Here is a 14,669-nt window from a genome sequence, read left to right as displayed (position 1 = left end):
AGTCCTCCTTTGTTTAGATACCAAGTTTCTGATTGTATTCTTTCAAAGTCTCAAGCACATTGCACTTCACGTGGATGAAGTTCTCAATGCCTGCAGCTTTCAGGTCGTCCATGCATGCCGGAGCACCTGCCACAACAAACATTGCGCGGTTGTCAAGGTACTTGAATGCAGGAACGGCATATTCTGCATATTCGTCATCGCTTGAGCAGAGAACGACGATGTCGGCTCCAGCTTTCAGAGCAGCATCTACACCCTCTTCCACTGTTTTGAAACCGAGATTGTCGATTACCTTATAGCCTGCACATGCGAGGAAGTTGCAAGAGAACTGTGCACGTGCCTGGCGCATAGCCAGATTGCCGATGGTCAGCATGAAAGCAGTAGGTGTCTTTGCACCTTCTGTGTGGATGCGAAGGTCTTCAAAGTCGGCAGCCAGACGTGTGCTGTTGATGGCTTTGAATTCAGCAGCTTCAGCCTGTCCACAGCCACATGCGCATGTGAGAGGTTTCTTTCCTTCCGACACTTCCGTGAAGTTGGGGAACTGGTTGGTTCCGAGAAGGAACTCTTTGCGCTTGGCAGCATCGCCATGACGCTTGGCATTGGTGGCGTTGATATCATCCTGAATGCTTCCTGCCTTGACAGCTGCGAGGAATCCACCCTCATCTTCCACCTTGAGGAATATCTTCCAGGCTTCAACTGCCAGACTGTCAGTGAGATATTCAATATAATATGAACCTGCTCCCGGGTCAACAATCTGTCCGAAATGGCACTCTTCCTTGAGGAGGAGCTGCTGGTTGCGGGCGATACGCTCAGAGAAGTCGGTCGGAACTTCATAGGTCGCATCGAACGGAACGACTACCATCGAGTGAACTCCGCCAAGGGCTGCACTCATTGCTTCGGTCTGTGAACGCAGAAGGTTGACATAGCTGTCGAAGAGTGTCTGGTTGTAGCATGAGGTTGTTGCATTGACAATCATTTGACATGCACAGTCGCACTTCGGTTCGTATTGCTTAACGATTTGTGCCCAGAGCATACGTGCTGCACGGAACTTGGCGAGCTCCATGAAGTAGTTCTCAGACACACCCATGTTAAATTTGATTTTCTTTGCTGCAAGGTCAACGTCCACGCCAGCATCTACAAGTTGCTGCAGGTATTCGTTACCCCATGCAAGTGCATATCCGAGTTCCTGCACGATGTATGCGCCGGCGTTGTTGAGCGCCTCGCTGTTGACCGTGATGCAACGGAAGTTAGGATAATCTTTCAGTGTCTCGATGAGTTGCGGTGCGGTGGCAAGAATCGGTGTCACGTCTTTGCCCTTCATCACCATCTTCTCCATCGGGTCGAAGTCAACAGAGCCTACGACCTTTTCTTTGTCATAGCCTTTCTTCTCGAAATAAGCAACAAGCAGTTGTGCGAGTTCGAGGGTGTGGCGCTTGCAGGTGTTGAAGTTGACTTCGACGATGTCGCAGCAGATTCCGTCGAGCAGTGTCTCAACGAATTCAGCATTGACCTTGTCGCCCGGGATGCGGAATCCCAGCGAGTCGATACCCTTGTTCAACACGTCTTTTGCCTTGGCATTGGCAGCCTTGGCATCATCAGCAACAATGTCCTGGCGGATATACCAGATGTTGTTGTCTTTTTTGTTACCACGCACGAAGGGGAATTCACCCGGAAGTGCTTCTGGAGTCTTCAGTTTCAGCACGTCTTCCCTACGATAGAAAGGCTGAACCGTAAAACCTTCATTTGTTCTCCATACGAGTCGTTTCTCAAAGTCGGCACCTTTCAAGTCAACCTGAATCTTGTCAAGCCATTCTTGTGTGGTTGGTGCCTGAAACTCGGTAAGGAGCTTTTCTCTTTTGTTTGACATAGTTTTGTTACGCTTTATTATATAAGTTGTTTAAACATCTTTTGACGTGCAAAGATACTTCTTTTTTCTGATATGTGAAACAAATTGATGAAAAAAAGCTTTTTTCGATAAAAAAAGATGTCGGAAAAGGGGCGAAAAAGATGCCAAAATAGTACTGCATAAATATGCGCATATTGATGCATAAAAATGAAAGCCCAACTATCGTTTTTCAAAAGTGCCACTTTTGCGTTCCAAAAGTTGCCCTTTCAGCTCCTAAAAGTTCCCCTTTTGCAAGCTAAAAGTGGCACTTTTGGAAAGTCGTACTTAACACGCTAATATTCAACTGTTTACAAACAATGAAGAAAAACGGCAGGAATGGTATAAATATACAGTTTCCGAAGCGCCAGTAACTGCCCGCTTGTTAATTATCTTTACAAAAAGATGAACACGAATCACCCCATCTTCATTTCCAAAAACGAGAGGTGATGTCTTCAAATGTATTGTCTGCCTTCCTGCGGTATAGACGTTGGTTGGTTGTGGGCTCCCGCAAACTGCCAAGATGTCGTAGGTATGGTCCCACCTTGATGTAGTCGAAATCAGCCTTTTTCACCTCTTTCGGAATGCGGATGCGCCCGCTATACCACGCCACTTTGTACTTGGGAAAGGCATCGTGCAGAAATCGTGCCAATTCGTCCACGCGCTCCGGTTCTGCATCGCCTCCCATGAAAGCGATGCAGGTCATGTCGTCACCATATTCGTCAATGAAGTGTGTGAGCGCATCTTCCGTCAGCGGTTCACCGATATCTCCCCAGAGAAACTGGCTGTGGCAACCCGGGCAGCGACACGGACAGCCGGATATGTTGATGGCAAGCGTCACTTCATCGGGTATTTCCTGAAAGACGATGCCCGTGTTTACGTATTTCAGCATATCCCGTGCCCTACTCCGTCAGTCGCGTTGATTCAGCGTAATAGCGGCGATGCTCCTCTTGCTGACGGGCTTCGGAGAAGTTGCTGACACGTTTCAGGTAGCCGATAATACGCGTCATATAGTCGATGTTTTTTGAATGGCAATGGGGACACTCTTTCAGATAGCGCTTGTCGATGTGTCCGCAGTCGTTGCAGATGGTGTTCGGGATGTTGAACGTGAAGTAGTTGCACCCTTCCTGAGCTGCCACTCTCAGCAACTGGCGGTATTGCTCCTTCGAAAGATGCTCCTCAAGGTTCATGTGGAGCGCCGAGCCGCCCGTCAGGTGCTCGATATAGGGCGCGCCATGCAACTTGAACTTGTCGATAATGTTCAGCGAATCGTCCTCCACGACATAGAAATAGCTGTTATAGCAGTCGCGTGGCACGAAATAGCCATCTTCCCTGTCCCACTTCGCATGCTTCACGCCTACGTTCTCTGCAGGAATCATCTCACAGTTGAACAACACATCCTTTGTCCTGTACTCCTTATTATATTTCTCGATAAGTCCCAAAATCTCCTGTACGAATGCGAGGTATTCGGGATTGTCGTTGATTTTCAGCCCCATAAACTCTGCGGCTTCCACCATTCCGTTCACACCGATGGTCAGATATTGTCTGCCGATGTTGATATATCCGGCATCGAACAGTGGCAACATGCCGTTCTTCTGCAACTCTTTCAGGTTTTCGTTGTATGCAAGTTGCACCTTGTGGCACAAGTCGATGACGTGTGAGAGGTATTCCTTGTAGTCCTGTCCTTTGTTGACTGCATATTGAATGCAGCGGTTCAGGTTGATGGTCAGCACGCTCTTCGAGCCCGTTGACACGCCTCCCGCACCGAGCGTATAGCTGAATCCGTTGTCTTGAATCTCGTTTCTCAGGCGGCAGCAGCTTGAAAGCGAATCGGCATTGTCGCTCATATAAGTGAAGAACGAATGACCTTCGGCGTACATCTCCGCCGTGAAATCGCCCCACTCTTTATCCATCACGTCGCCATTTTTCGTCAGCAGTGCCATTGTTTCCACTGGGAAAGTGAGCACCGTCTTGGTGCGCTCGGCGTTAAACCACTTCATAAACCGCTTCTGCAACCAGGAAAGTCCCTCCCAATCGGGTTGTGAGCCGTCGGGGAAATAGAAACTTCCGAAGATGCTCTCGAAATAATAGCGGTCATAGTAAGCCACGTTCCAGAATACAGCCTGGTAATTGCGCGCACCGGTCGGTTGATTCAGCGTATAGACGATTTGCTCGAAACAGTCGGTAATCATTTTGTCTATCGTCCGCTGTTTTACCGACAGATCGACAACCTTATCGGGTTCTTTCCAATAATCCTTGCCATATTCCATTCCGATGAAATAGTTCAGATACATCAGGAATTCAGGTGTGGCACAAGCTCCGCTCAACATGCTCGAAACCATGAACACCATATTGACAAAGCCACCACAGAAACTCTTCAGGTTAGTGGGTGCCGTGGAATTGCCACCAATCGAAGTCGTTCCGCCAATGAGCCACGGATACATGGTGATGGAAGCGCAATAATTGGCAAGACTCGTCTCGTCGTTCTTATATATAAAATGATGTGTAAGCATGTCAATATACTCATCGGCAAGTGCCTTTCCATACATTTTCTTGATTCTATTGGTCAGAAGCCGACGATTCAATCTGATGAAGTTTGACTTGGGTAACTCACCTATCAGTGTTGCAATATTTTTATGTTCGACATTTGCATTCGCATCATACTTCGAACCGGAGGCTGCATTCTTTGCATCGCAATAGTCTGCCAAAAAGTTCAACTTCTCCATCGTCTCCCTGTCCTCCGTGTGGCGCTGACGATAGAGCATGAATGACTTGGCTACGTCATAATAGCCTTCCTTCATCAAAGCCACTTCGACTTGGTTCTGTATATCTTCAACCTTTATGTCATTGAAAATATCCAAATGACTGATTATCTTAGATATAGAACCCAAATCAATGGGCACGTCAACAGACTTGAATGCCTTCAGGATGGCATTCATAATTTTGTCCAGAGAGAACTGGTCGCGCGAACCGTCACGCTTCGTAATGGAGAAGTTTTTCATCATAATAATATTTCTTTTTGGGAAAACTTTTTCAAGAAATAGTTTGTAAAAGTTTTCCATTTTGGACAACCTCGACTAATATTTCCGGAAATAAAATTTTCTATTTTGTTTATTTGATTCGTTTGCAAAGATAAGAAGTTTTCCATAAACGGCAAAAGAAAATATCTACTTTTTTATGATTTCAACGAAAACAGCTGAAAAATAAACGAATGTAAATTTGTCTCGTCTATGGTTTAAGAGCCGTTAATATGTTAAAATCGAGTGTTAAAATGGAATAAAGATGACCGACAAAATGTCATAATAATGATTTTTGACCTTATATTTGCAGAGGTTTTCAAGAACAAAACAAAGTTGAACTTTTAAATAAGAACGAAAATGAAAAGAATTTCAAAGTATTTGGGAATTGCATTGAGCGTTATTGCCATTGCAGTTGCAACAGGAGCCTTCATTAAAGCAAACGCATCTTCTCCGGTGGTTGCCGGTCAGCCTGTTGATTTAACTTATGCTGCGGAGAAATCATTGCCCGCCGTTGTTCATATTAAATATGTACAGAACTCGAAAACTCAGACTGTAGAAGTGCAAAGTGATCCGTTCAGCGATTTCTTCGACCCGTTTGGATTTTTCGGTAATCCGCGAGGGAATGGAGGTACACAAAAACGCCAGATTCAAACACCGAAGCGCACAGCCATGGGTTCAGGTGTCATCATCTCTTCTGACGGCTACATTGTTACAAACAACCATGTCGTTGCAGGAGCAGACGAACTGACCGTCACGCTAAATGACAACCGCGAGTTCTCGGCACGTATCATAGGCAACGATGAGACGACCGACCTTGCCCTGATTAAGATTGACGGCAAAAACCTCCCCACCCTTCCCGTTGGAGACTCTGACAAGTTGAAGGTCGGAGAATGGGTCATTGCCGTAGGTAACCCCTTCGGTTTGAACAACACCGTCACTGCAGGCATCGTCAGTGCAAAGGCCCGTTCTATCGGAGCGAACGGCGTCGAGTCGTTTATTCAGACAGACGCTGCCATCAACCAAGGAAATTCGGGAGGTGCGTTGGTGAATACACGTGGTGAACTCGTCGGTATCAATGCCATGATCTATTCGCAGACAGGTTCATACGCCGGATACGGTTTTGCCATTCCGACCACTATTATGAATAAGGTGGTAGATGACTTGAAGAAATATGGAACCGTGCAACGTGCCATTCTCGGTATCATGGGTAATGATGTTCACGCCTACATCGACAGACAAAAGGAAGAAGGAAAAGAAGTTGATCTGGGCACGCATGAAGGTGCATACGTGGACAAAGTGGAAGACAACAGCGCTGCTGCTGATGCCGGAATTGAAAAAGGTGACGTGATAATCGCCCTCGACGGCAAAAAGATATCAAAATGGGCAGAACTTACTGAAGCCATCGCAGGAAAACGTCCTGGAGACAAGGTTACGGTAACCTTCCTGCACAACAAGAAAAAGACAGAAAAGACCGTCACACTCAAGAATACGCAAGGCAATACGAAGGTAGTGAAAGGTGCCGACCTCGACTTGCTGGGTGCAAACTTCCGTGAGATTACCAACGCCCAGAAAGAACAGCTCGACATCAGACATGGACTTGAAGTTATCAAGGTGAACAACGGTGCCATGAAAAATGCCGGAATTACCAAGGGCTTCATTATCCAGACCGTGAACAATCAGGCTGTACGTACGATAGAAGAACTGCAGAAAGCCGTCAAAGAGGCTTCGGTAAGCAAAGAGCCCGTGCTCTATATACAGGGTATTTATCCTACGGGAAAGAAGGCTTACTTTGCCGTTTCTTTGGAAAATTAGTCCAACCTGTCGGTTAATCAAGATAAAGGCTGAGGGTTTTGTCCCCCAGCCTTTTTTCGACCTCTACCATTATCAGTGGCGAAATAAATTCTATTTTATTTGTGAATACACTAAAAATATCGTATTTTTGCATTTGCTAAAAAATAATCGTGCATGAGACAACTGAAAATAACAAAGTCGATTACAAACCGCGACAGCGCAGCACTGGAGAAGTATCTCCAGGAAATCGGCCACGAAGAACTTCTCACTGTTGAAGAGGAAGTGGAGCTGGCTCAGCGCATCCGCCGTGGTGACCATGAAGCATTAGAACGTCTGACCAAAGCCAACTTACGTTTTGTCGTGTCAGTTGCCAAACAATATCAAAATCAAGGATTAAGCCTTGCAGACCTGATTAATGAAGGGAATTTGGGACTGATTAAGGCAGCCGAGAAATTTGACGAGACACGCGGTTTTAAATTTATTTCCTACGCAGTTTGGTGGATCAGGCAAAGCATATTGCAAGCGATAGCAGAACAAAGCCGCATCGTACGCCTCCCGCTTAACCAAGTGGGTTCCGTCAACAAAATCAACAGGGAATTGCATCGCTTCGAACAAGAGAACGAACGGCGACCAAGTGTCAACGAGATAGCAGACAGGGTCGATATTCCTGAGGATAAAATCAAGGAAGTTCTTAAGGTTCCCAATCGTCACACATCAATCGATGCACCATTCTCCGAAAGTGATGAAAGCAGCTTGCTGGACATCCTCCCTAATGACGATTCGCCAATGGCGGACAACGAGCTCGTTGCGGAATCTTTACGCAATGAAATCACCCGCACGCTTCAAGTGTTGAATGACAGGGAACGCCATATTATTGAGGCATTCTTCGGAATCAACCAGCCAGAGATGACATTGGAAGAAATCGGAGAGAAATTTGGATTGACGAGAGAGAGAGTGCGGCAGATCAAAGAAAAAGCAATCCGCCGTCTGCGAAACAGCACGAAAAACAAATTGCTGAAATCCTATTTGGGACAATAATTATATATGTAAATAAACAAAGAAAAAGAAATGAAACGGTTATATCAGATATTACTCCTTGCATCTTTGTTTGCCTTCATGGGGACAACACAGATTCATGCGAAGAAGAAATGCGTCGGTAAGATGTACATTTGTGGCGTGTCCTATTCATTCACGGATACAGTCGTGTATATCACCTCTGTTCAGGAAATAGACAGTGCATGGGTAGATGCAAAAACAGATTTCCTGTCCGATCGCAATTATTACAGCTATCAACTGAAAGACTATTTCATCAAAAAAGGTGAAGACAAGCGCGTTTGCACCGTGTTTTTTGCTCAAAAGCGTAAAGACTTGAACAAAAAATACGTCAAGATGATGAAAAGGTTTTCAAAGAAAGGTAATGTTGAAATCAAGCAGATTCCTGATGCTGAATTTAGATTTAAGACAGAGATCCCGGATCCGGAAAGTTTGATAGAACAACCCGAATTGACGAAAGCGGAACGGAAAGCGTTAAAAGCCGCTGCAAAAAAGAAGAAAAAGCAGTCTTCTGAGAAATCAAAGGAATAAACAGCTGCATTACAAACACTGATACATCATTCATGCAAGAGCAGAGTAAAGCCCATATCAGCAATTTTCGCATTGCTGATTTTGACATACGAATCATTTTTGAGGATGCGCATGTCAATAACATCAGCCTTATTCCCTCGTTCATCCCATTCATCTCAAACGAAACAAGCGAAAACCTTTTCTTTCAGATGACGGTGGACGACACCCTCTCCCCTGTTCCAAAAGACCAGCGCGAACGCATTCGCAAATTTGACACAGGGAATGGCGAGACGATTGTTGATCTCTTGTCTGATGGCGGTTATCAGTTTATCATAAAAGACATCACAAACGCAGAATGTTGCCTCCTGATAACAGACAAGGATTTTTCAACATGCCGATGTGCTTTGAACGGAACAATGAACATGCGCCGCTATGGACTTAACAGTGCACTTATGTTGACATTTGCATTTGCAGGATGTACTCATGACACACTACTTATCCATGCCTCACTTGTCCGTCACAACGGATATGGCTATGCCTTTATTGCAAAAAGTGGAACGGGAAAATCCACCCAGGTGTCAATGTGGTTGAGACATATTCCGAACTGCGACCTGATGAATGACGACAATCCCATCATACGAATTATCGATGGTAAACCATACATTTATGGTGGTCCTTGGAGTGGAAAGACGCCATGCTATCGCAACGTGAAAGCTCCTTTGGGAGCAATTACCCGAATCGACCGGGCAAAGAGCAACAGCATAGAAAAACTTTCGGCTATTGAAGCCTTTGCGTCAGTATTGCCTGCCTGCTCGTCGATGAAATGGGATGTAGATATTTTCGAGCACATTTGCGATTCCGTCACAAAGATTGTTGAGACGACAAACATCTATACCCTGCATTGTCTTCCCAACAAGGAATCTGCCTTATTGTGTAAAAACCATATTACTGTTAATAATAAAGAATAAAATTGAGTCAAGTCCGTGAGAAAAGTAGCGAAAAAAGACAGTATCTAAAAGAAATCAAATTAGAGAATGCTGTTTTCCTTCCAGAGGTTGTAAAACTACTGGAGGAAGGACATACTGTAACGCTGCGGCTACGAGGATTCAGTATGCGTCCATTCCTTGAAGACAATCGGGACAAGGCTCTATTAACGAAACCAGTCAATCCAAAAGTTGGAGACCCAGTCCTTGCTGAAATAGAGCCCAAGCATTTTGTGCTCCACCGCATCATCAGGATAGAAGGAGAAAACGTGACGCTCAAAGGAGATGGTAATCTGGGGGTAGAACATTGCAAGTTGAAAGACGTGCAAGGTGCCGTTATCGGATTTTATCGAAAAGGCAGGAAAACATTAGACCGCACAGACGGATGGAAATGGCGTCTTTATTCCTGGATTTGGATGCGCCTCTCTCCCATTCGCCGCTATCTGCTTGGCTTCTATCGACGCATTTGGCTGAAATATTTTAAACCAATATAACTTATGAAAACAAAAGAAGGATTTAATCTTCGCTCCGTTTGCGGCGAATCAATCATTGTTGCAGAAGGAAGAGAGAATATCGACTTCAGCAACATCATCAGCATGAACGAAAGTTCTGCTTATTTGTGGACAAATGTCGTGGGAAAGGAGTTCTCCGCAAATGATCTTGTCGTGCTTTTGACCGAACAATATGACGTCGATGAAGAAACCGCCTTTAACGATGCTCAGGTGCTCATCCAACAATGGCTTGAAGCAGGAATTATTGAAGAATAACTTATTGCTTCGACTTCAGATGGAACAGCGCCGCACCTATTGCCGTGCAGAACTCCGAATATTTCGGTATGCGGAAATGAACATTATATAGCCTTTCCAACAGCGGAAAGACATCACGGCATTGCGGTAATAATGTCATATTGCCAATCAACACAAACTCTCGGACGTCACTGTTAAGCGCGGAGAGAACAGACGCACTTCCTATGCTTTGAAGCACCATGTGTATCAGTCCCAGCGCAATATCCTCTTTCGAGGCATCAGCCGCTGCATTTCCGAATAGCGAGGCAGTCGCATTCATCGGGAGTCCTGGTAAGGGATTAGCGCTGATGTCACCGATAAGCAAATTGATATTCTTGATATCTCCATTCATGGCAAGTGCTGCAACTTGTTTGATATCAGATGTTTTCAACAGGACACGGGAGAGACCTGCCAACGTGCCTCCCCCAATTCCAATACCTCCGATGTGTCGAATATCATCACCATCACAACGGACCAATGAAGTACCCGTCCCCATGCTGACAACAATGATGTGGTCTAATTTTGATTCAAACCTTGCTCCCAAACCATCAGCAACAAACTCATCCGCCTTATGCGTAGGAAGACCGTAAATAGGTTTGTCAATATATGCACTGCCTACTCCCGTCAGCATCACACAATCAATGTCCTTTAAGTCAATCTTGTTGTCGTGAAGATATTTCCCGAATGCCCCATAAAGTGACGTAACGGGGTCTATTGCGGATATACGCAAAGGCGAGAACACCTTCATTTCCCTGATGCCGACAATCTTAGTCGTGCTGATACCAACATCAATGCCTATTACAATTCCCATGCTTTTTGTTTTTCAAGTTTAGGCTGCAAATTTACTTATTTTTTCAGACGTGAGAAAGAAAAACAAGAAAAAAACTCAAATCTTTGGTATTTATCCCTTTTTTCTTTATATTTGCAACATAAATAAATAATATTCCAAACATGAAAAGTTTCTTTAAAACAGTGTTAGCAACCATGGTAGGAATGATTTTGTTCAGCATTCTTGCATGCTTTATCGGAATCATGTGTGTCGTTGGAATGGTTGCCTCATCGAGTTCAACAAAAAATGTAAAAGACAATTCTGTCCTCGTTCTTAATTTGTCGGGAAGCCTTGAAGAGCGCTGCGAGACAAGTGTCATGGACAAGTTCAAGGGCACTGCTGGCAACATTATAGGATTGGACGACATCCTGAATGCAATAAAGAAAGCAGAAGAGAACGAGAACATAAAAGGTATTTATATTGAGGCGGGAATGTTTGTTCCCAATTCATATGCCTCGCTGCAAGCCATACGCCGTGCTTTGACTGATTTCAAAAAAACAGGAAAGTGGATTATTGCCTATGGCGATACGTACACGCAGGGCACTTACTATTTAGCTTCCGTTGCCGACAAGATTTATTTGAACCCACAGGGACAAATCGACTGGCATGGCGTTGCTGCCCAGACATTCTACCTGAAAGACCTTATGGCGAAGTTTGGTGTGAAAATGCAGTTGGCAAAAGTCGGAGCCTATAAGAGTGCACCGGAAATATTCACGGCTGACAAGATGAGTGATCCCAATCGCGAGCAAATGACTGCATATATCAATGGCATCTGGGAAAATGTGTGCAAGGACGTTGCTTCAAGCAGAAAGATCAGCGTGGATTCGCTAAACGCATATGCTGACAATCTCATCACTTTTGATGCGACTGAAAACTATAAAAAGTACAAGTTGGTTGATGGGTTACTATATACTGACGAAGTCAAGAAAGAAGTAAAGAAGCTGTTGAAGATTGATGAAGACGAGCGCATCAATCAGCTGAGCATCGCTGATATGGAAAACGTAAAAGGCAAAAAACACAAAGGTGAGGAAATTGCTATCTATTATGCATACGGGGACATCGTTGATGGAGATGCCCAGGGGATGCTTAGTGACGGACATGTCATTGATGCGCAAACAGTCTGCAAGGATATAGAAAGACTCATGAATGATGATGATGTCAAGGCGGTCGTTCTGCGTGTTAATTCTGGCGGTGGTAGCGCCTATGCATCGGAGCAGATTTGGCATCAAATAGAAATGCTGAAAAGGAAGAAGCCTGTCGTTGTCTCTATGGGTGGAGCGGCAGCATCGGGAGGCTATTACATCAGTTGCATAGCCAACTGGATTGTTGCAGAACCGACAACACTGACCGGAAGTATCGGAATCTTTGGCATGTTTCCTGACATGAGTGGACTCTTGACAGAGAAACTCGGCGTGAAATTCGATGAAGTCAAGACCAATAAACATGGAACATTCGGAACGAACGCACGTCCGTTCAGCTCGGAAGAAATGGCTTACCTCGAGAAATACATCGACAGAGGATATAAGCTCTTCCGCAGCCGGGTTGCCATGGGGCGTAAAATGTCTGAGGACGATGTTGAAAAGATTGCCCAAGGACACGTTTGGTTAGGCCAGGATGCCCTGAAGCACAAGCTCGTTGACCAGTTGGGCGGATTGGACGACGCTGTAAAGAAGGCTGCACAGCTGGCAAAACTTGACGAGTATTACACCTATAGCTATCCTGCCGTTAAAGGCTGGTGGGAACAGCTGACTGCCGAAATGGCTGGAGGCAATTACCTTGACGAGCAAATGACCATGTTCCTAGGCGAATATTACAAGACTTTCATGCTGCTCAAGACGATGAATCGCCAGAATGCCATCCAAGCACGCTTGCCTTTTAATATAAGTGTCAAATAGACAACAATGTAACAAGACAACAATGAACGAGGGGTTCGTTAAAATCAACAAATGGCTATTGCCGTTCAGCTGGCTTTACGGAGTCGGTGTGCGTATCCGAAACAAGCTTTTCGATTTCAATATCTTGAAGAGCAAGGTTTACGACATACCCGTCATTGCTGTCGGAAACATTTCGGTTGGTGGAACAGGAAAAACCCCTCATGTCGAATACCTCATACGATTATTAAAAAGCCAAGCCAAGGTTGCTGTTCTTAGTCGGGGATACAAGCGCAAGACGAAAGGGTTTGTGCTTGCCGACGAGAATTCTACAGTCAGAGATATCGGGGATGAACCTTTTCAGATGAAGCGGAAATTCCCGGACATTTATGTGGCTGTTGATGAAAAAAGATGTGACGGCATTGAACGATTGATTACTGACGAGCAGACGAAAGAAACTGACGTGATATTGCTTGATGATGCTTTCCAACATCGGTATGTAAAACCAGGAATCAATATTCTGCTTGTTGACTACCATCGTCAACTTATTCACGACAAACTCTTGCCTGCTGGCAGCATGCGGGAACACAAGGAAGGGAAAAACCGTGCAGACATCGTGATTATCACAAAATGCCCGGAAAGCCTTCGCCCCATGGATTTCAGAGTCATCACAAAGGCGATGAACCTTTATCCGTATCAGACACTACTGTTTACGACCATTGAATACGACAACCTTCAACCGATGTATTGCGGAGAAAGCCGTCCGTTGGATGGCATTGAACGAAACGAACACGTTCTTTTGCTCACAGGTATTGCATCTCCACAACATCTTATGAGTGATTTGGAGAAATACAGCAACCATATCACTCCCCTCTCGTTTGGAGACCACCATCAGTTCACGCCAAAGGACATCGAAAAAATCAATCAACAATTCGACGAACTGCCTTCTCCGAAACTCATTATCACAACGGAGAAAGACTCGGCAAGGCTCTTGGGCATGGAAGGATTAAGCGACCAAGTTCGCCACCACATCTACACATTGCCGGTGCGCGTGAAATTCTTATTGGAACAAGAAGAAACATTTAACAATAAAATTACAAGTTATGTACACAAAAATTCAAGACACAGCATCCTGGTTAAAGCAAAGGATGACCACAAACCCAAAAATAGGAATCATTCTGGGGACGGGACTCGGACAATTAGCTTCAGAAATAACTGATACCTATGAGTTTGCATACGAAGAAATCCCCAACTTCCCACTCTCCACGGTAGAGGGACATGCGGGAAAGCTTATTTTTGGAAAGCTCGGCGATGTCGATGTACTTGCCATGCAGGGACGTTTCCATTTCTATGAAGGGTATGGAATGCGAACCGTGACATTCCCCGTACGCGTAATGTATGAGCTGGGCATAGACACATTGTTCGTTTCCAATGCAGCCGGAGGTATGAATCCCAATTTCAAGATTGGCGACATCATGATTATTGAAGACCATATCAACTTATTCCCGGAACACCCACTGACAGGAAAGAATTTCCCGACAGGCCCGCGTTTCCCCGATATGCACGAGACTTACGACAAGCAACTGATTGAAAAGGCTAAAGAGGTTGCGAAAGAAAAAGGCATACGGGTGGTTCAAGGCGTATATGTGGGAGTACAGGGACCAACGTTTGAGACACCTGCCGAATACAGGATGTATCGCATACTTGGTGGAGATGCCATCGGAATGAGTACCGTACCGGAGGTCATTGTTGCACATCACTGCGGAATCAAGACTTTCGGCATTAGCGTCATTACCGACTTGGGCGGTTTCGATCCTCCTGTAGAGGTAAGCCATGAAGAGGTGCAGATTGCTGCCAACAAGGCACAACCCATTATGGCTGAACTCATTCGTGAGCTGGTTCAGCGCACATAATCGCAGTTTGCATGATACACCTCTTAAATAATTAA

The 14,669-nt window shown here is 45.1% G+C and carries 13 protein-coding genes; 9 read left to right on the top strand and 4 right to left on the bottom strand.

Annotation, left to right across the window (positions count from 1 at the left end):
* Positions 1 to 13: 13 nt before the first annotated feature.
* From mutA to nrdD, 3 genes are all read right to left on the bottom strand, one after another.
* Positions 14 to 1,864 (bottom strand): methylmalonyl-CoA mutase small subunit, encoded by a 1,851-nt coding sequence (gene mutA / locus GRF55_RS05570; protein ID WP_220369523.1) that lies wholly within the window; start codon positions 1,862 to 1,864, stop codon positions 14 to 16.
* Between the two features lie 442 nt (positions 1,865 to 2,306).
* Positions 2,307 to 2,771 carry an anaerobic ribonucleoside-triphosphate reductase activating protein gene (gene nrdG, locus GRF55_RS05565; protein WP_220369522.1) on the bottom strand — a complete coding sequence of 155 codons (465 nt, stop codon included), beginning with the start codon at positions 2,769 to 2,771 and terminating at the stop codon, positions 2,307 to 2,309.
* A gap of 10 nt (positions 2,772 to 2,781) precedes the next feature.
* The gene (nrdD, locus tag GRF55_RS05560) at positions 2,782 to 4,881 is read right to left on the bottom strand and encodes an anaerobic ribonucleoside-triphosphate reductase (RefSeq protein WP_220369635.1); all 2,100 of its coding nucleotides are present in this window, start codon (positions 4,879 to 4,881) and stop codon (positions 2,782 to 2,784) included.
* A 375-nt stretch (positions 4,882 to 5,256) separates the two neighbouring features.
* Between nrdD and GRF55_RS05555 the strand changes: the two genes are divergently transcribed.
* The 6 genes from GRF55_RS05555 (at position 5,257) to GRF55_RS05530 (ending at position 10,003) form a co-directional block, all read left to right on the top strand.
* Positions 5,257 to 6,711 carry a Do family serine endopeptidase gene (locus GRF55_RS05555; RefSeq protein WP_220369521.1) on the top strand — a complete coding sequence of 485 codons (1,455 nt, stop codon included), beginning with the start codon at positions 5,257 to 5,259 and terminating at the stop codon, positions 6,709 to 6,711.
* 153 nt (positions 6,712 to 6,864) lie between these two features.
* Complete coding sequence (locus GRF55_RS05550) at positions 6,865 to 7,728, top strand: RNA polymerase sigma factor RpoD/SigA (protein WP_220369520.1); 864 nt, start codon at positions 6,865 to 6,867, stop codon at positions 7,726 to 7,728.
* Between the two features lie 30 nt (positions 7,729 to 7,758).
* Positions 7,759 to 8,274, top strand: a complete 516-nt coding sequence (locus GRF55_RS05545) for a hypothetical protein (protein ID WP_220369519.1) — start codon at positions 7,759 to 7,761, stop codon at positions 8,272 to 8,274.
* 32 nt (positions 8,275 to 8,306) lie between these two features.
* Positions 8,307 to 9,221 carry a hypothetical protein gene (locus GRF55_RS05540; protein ID WP_220369518.1) on the top strand — a complete coding sequence of 305 codons (915 nt, stop codon included), beginning with the start codon at positions 8,307 to 8,309 and terminating at the stop codon, positions 9,219 to 9,221.
* Positions 9,222 to 9,274: 53 nt separating this feature from the next.
* Entirely contained in the window at positions 9,275 to 9,730 is a 456-nt protein-coding gene (locus tag GRF55_RS05535; protein WP_370626761.1) for a S24/S26 family peptidase, read from the top strand.
* Positions 9,731 to 9,733: 3 nt separating this feature from the next.
* Positions 9,734 to 10,003, top strand: coding sequence for a PqqD family protein (locus GRF55_RS05530; protein WP_220369516.1), 270 nt, complete (start codon positions 9,734 to 9,736; stop codon positions 10,001 to 10,003).
* A 1-nt stretch (position 10,004) separates the two neighbouring features.
* Here the strand turns inward: GRF55_RS05530 and coaW are convergent, their stop codons facing one another.
* On the bottom strand, positions 10,005 to 10,832 hold the full coding sequence (gene coaW, locus GRF55_RS05525) for a type II pantothenate kinase (protein ID WP_220369515.1): 828 nt from the start codon (positions 10,830 to 10,832) through the stop codon (positions 10,005 to 10,007).
* A 140-nt stretch (positions 10,833 to 10,972) separates the two neighbouring features.
* Between coaW and sppA the strand changes: the two genes are divergently transcribed.
* The 3 genes from sppA to GRF55_RS05510 are packed head-to-tail and all read left to right on the top strand — an operon-like array spanning position 10,973 to position 14,634.
* The gene (sppA, locus tag GRF55_RS05520; protein WP_220369514.1) at positions 10,973 to 12,745 is read left to right on the top strand and encodes a signal peptide peptidase SppA; all 1,773 of its coding nucleotides are present in this window, start codon (positions 10,973 to 10,975) and stop codon (positions 12,743 to 12,745) included.
* 22 nt (positions 12,746 to 12,767) lie between these two features.
* Entirely contained in the window at positions 12,768 to 13,940 is a 1,173-nt protein-coding gene (lpxK, locus tag GRF55_RS05515; protein WP_220369513.1) for a tetraacyldisaccharide 4'-kinase, read from the top strand.
* On the top strand, positions 13,870 to 14,634 hold the full coding sequence (locus tag GRF55_RS05510) for a purine-nucleoside phosphorylase (protein WP_255563845.1): 765 nt from the start codon (positions 13,870 to 13,872) through the stop codon (positions 14,632 to 14,634). The genes lpxK and GRF55_RS05510 overlap by 71 nt, the downstream gene beginning before the upstream one ends.
* Positions 14,635 to 14,669 lie beyond the last annotated feature (35 nt).

The organism is Prevotella sp. Rep29 (assembly GCF_019551475.1).
GTDB lineage: Bacteria > Bacteroidota > Bacteroidia > Bacteroidales > Bacteroidaceae > Prevotella.
This window is presented reverse-complemented; position numbering and strand designations above follow the sequence as displayed.

What these genes read in the sequence shown, in the direction of transcription:
- nrdD (WP_220369635.1), bottom strand. Translation starts at nt 4,881, where the DNA reads ATGAAAAACTTCTCCATTACGAAGCGTGACGGTTCGCGCGACCAGTTC.
- lpxK (WP_220369513.1), top strand. Translation starts at nt 12,768, where the DNA reads ATGAACGAGGGGTTCGTTAAAATCAACAAATGGCTATTGCCGTTCAGC.
- coaW (WP_220369515.1), bottom strand. Translation starts at nt 10,832, where the DNA reads ATGGGAATTGTAATAGGCATTGATGTTGGTATCAGCACGACTAAGATT.
- mutA (WP_220369523.1), bottom strand. Translation starts at nt 1,864, where the DNA reads ATGTCAAACAAAAGAGAAAAGCTCCTTACCGAGTTTCAGGCACCAACC.
- GRF55_RS05555 (WP_220369521.1), top strand. Translation starts at nt 5,257, where the DNA reads ATGAAAAGAATTTCAAAGTATTTGGGAATTGCATTGAGCGTTATTGCC.
- GRF55_RS05530 (WP_220369516.1), top strand. Translation starts at nt 9,734, where the DNA reads ATGAAAACAAAAGAAGGATTTAATCTTCGCTCCGTTTGCGGCGAATCA.
- GRF55_RS05550 (WP_220369520.1), top strand. Translation starts at nt 6,865, where the DNA reads ATGAGACAACTGAAAATAACAAAGTCGATTACAAACCGCGACAGCGCA.
- GRF55_RS05510 (WP_255563845.1), top strand. Translation starts at nt 13,870, where the DNA reads ATGACCACAAACCCAAAAATAGGAATCATTCTGGGGACGGGACTCGGA.
- sppA (WP_220369514.1), top strand. Translation starts at nt 10,973, where the DNA reads ATGAAAAGTTTCTTTAAAACAGTGTTAGCAACCATGGTAGGAATGATT.
- nrdG (WP_220369522.1), bottom strand. Translation starts at nt 2,771, where the DNA reads ATGCTGAAATACGTAAACACGGGCATCGTCTTTCAGGAAATACCCGAT.
- GRF55_RS05540 (WP_220369518.1), top strand. Translation starts at nt 8,307, where the DNA reads ATGCAAGAGCAGAGTAAAGCCCATATCAGCAATTTTCGCATTGCTGAT.
- GRF55_RS05545 (WP_220369519.1), top strand. Translation starts at nt 7,759, where the DNA reads ATGAAACGGTTATATCAGATATTACTCCTTGCATCTTTGTTTGCCTTC.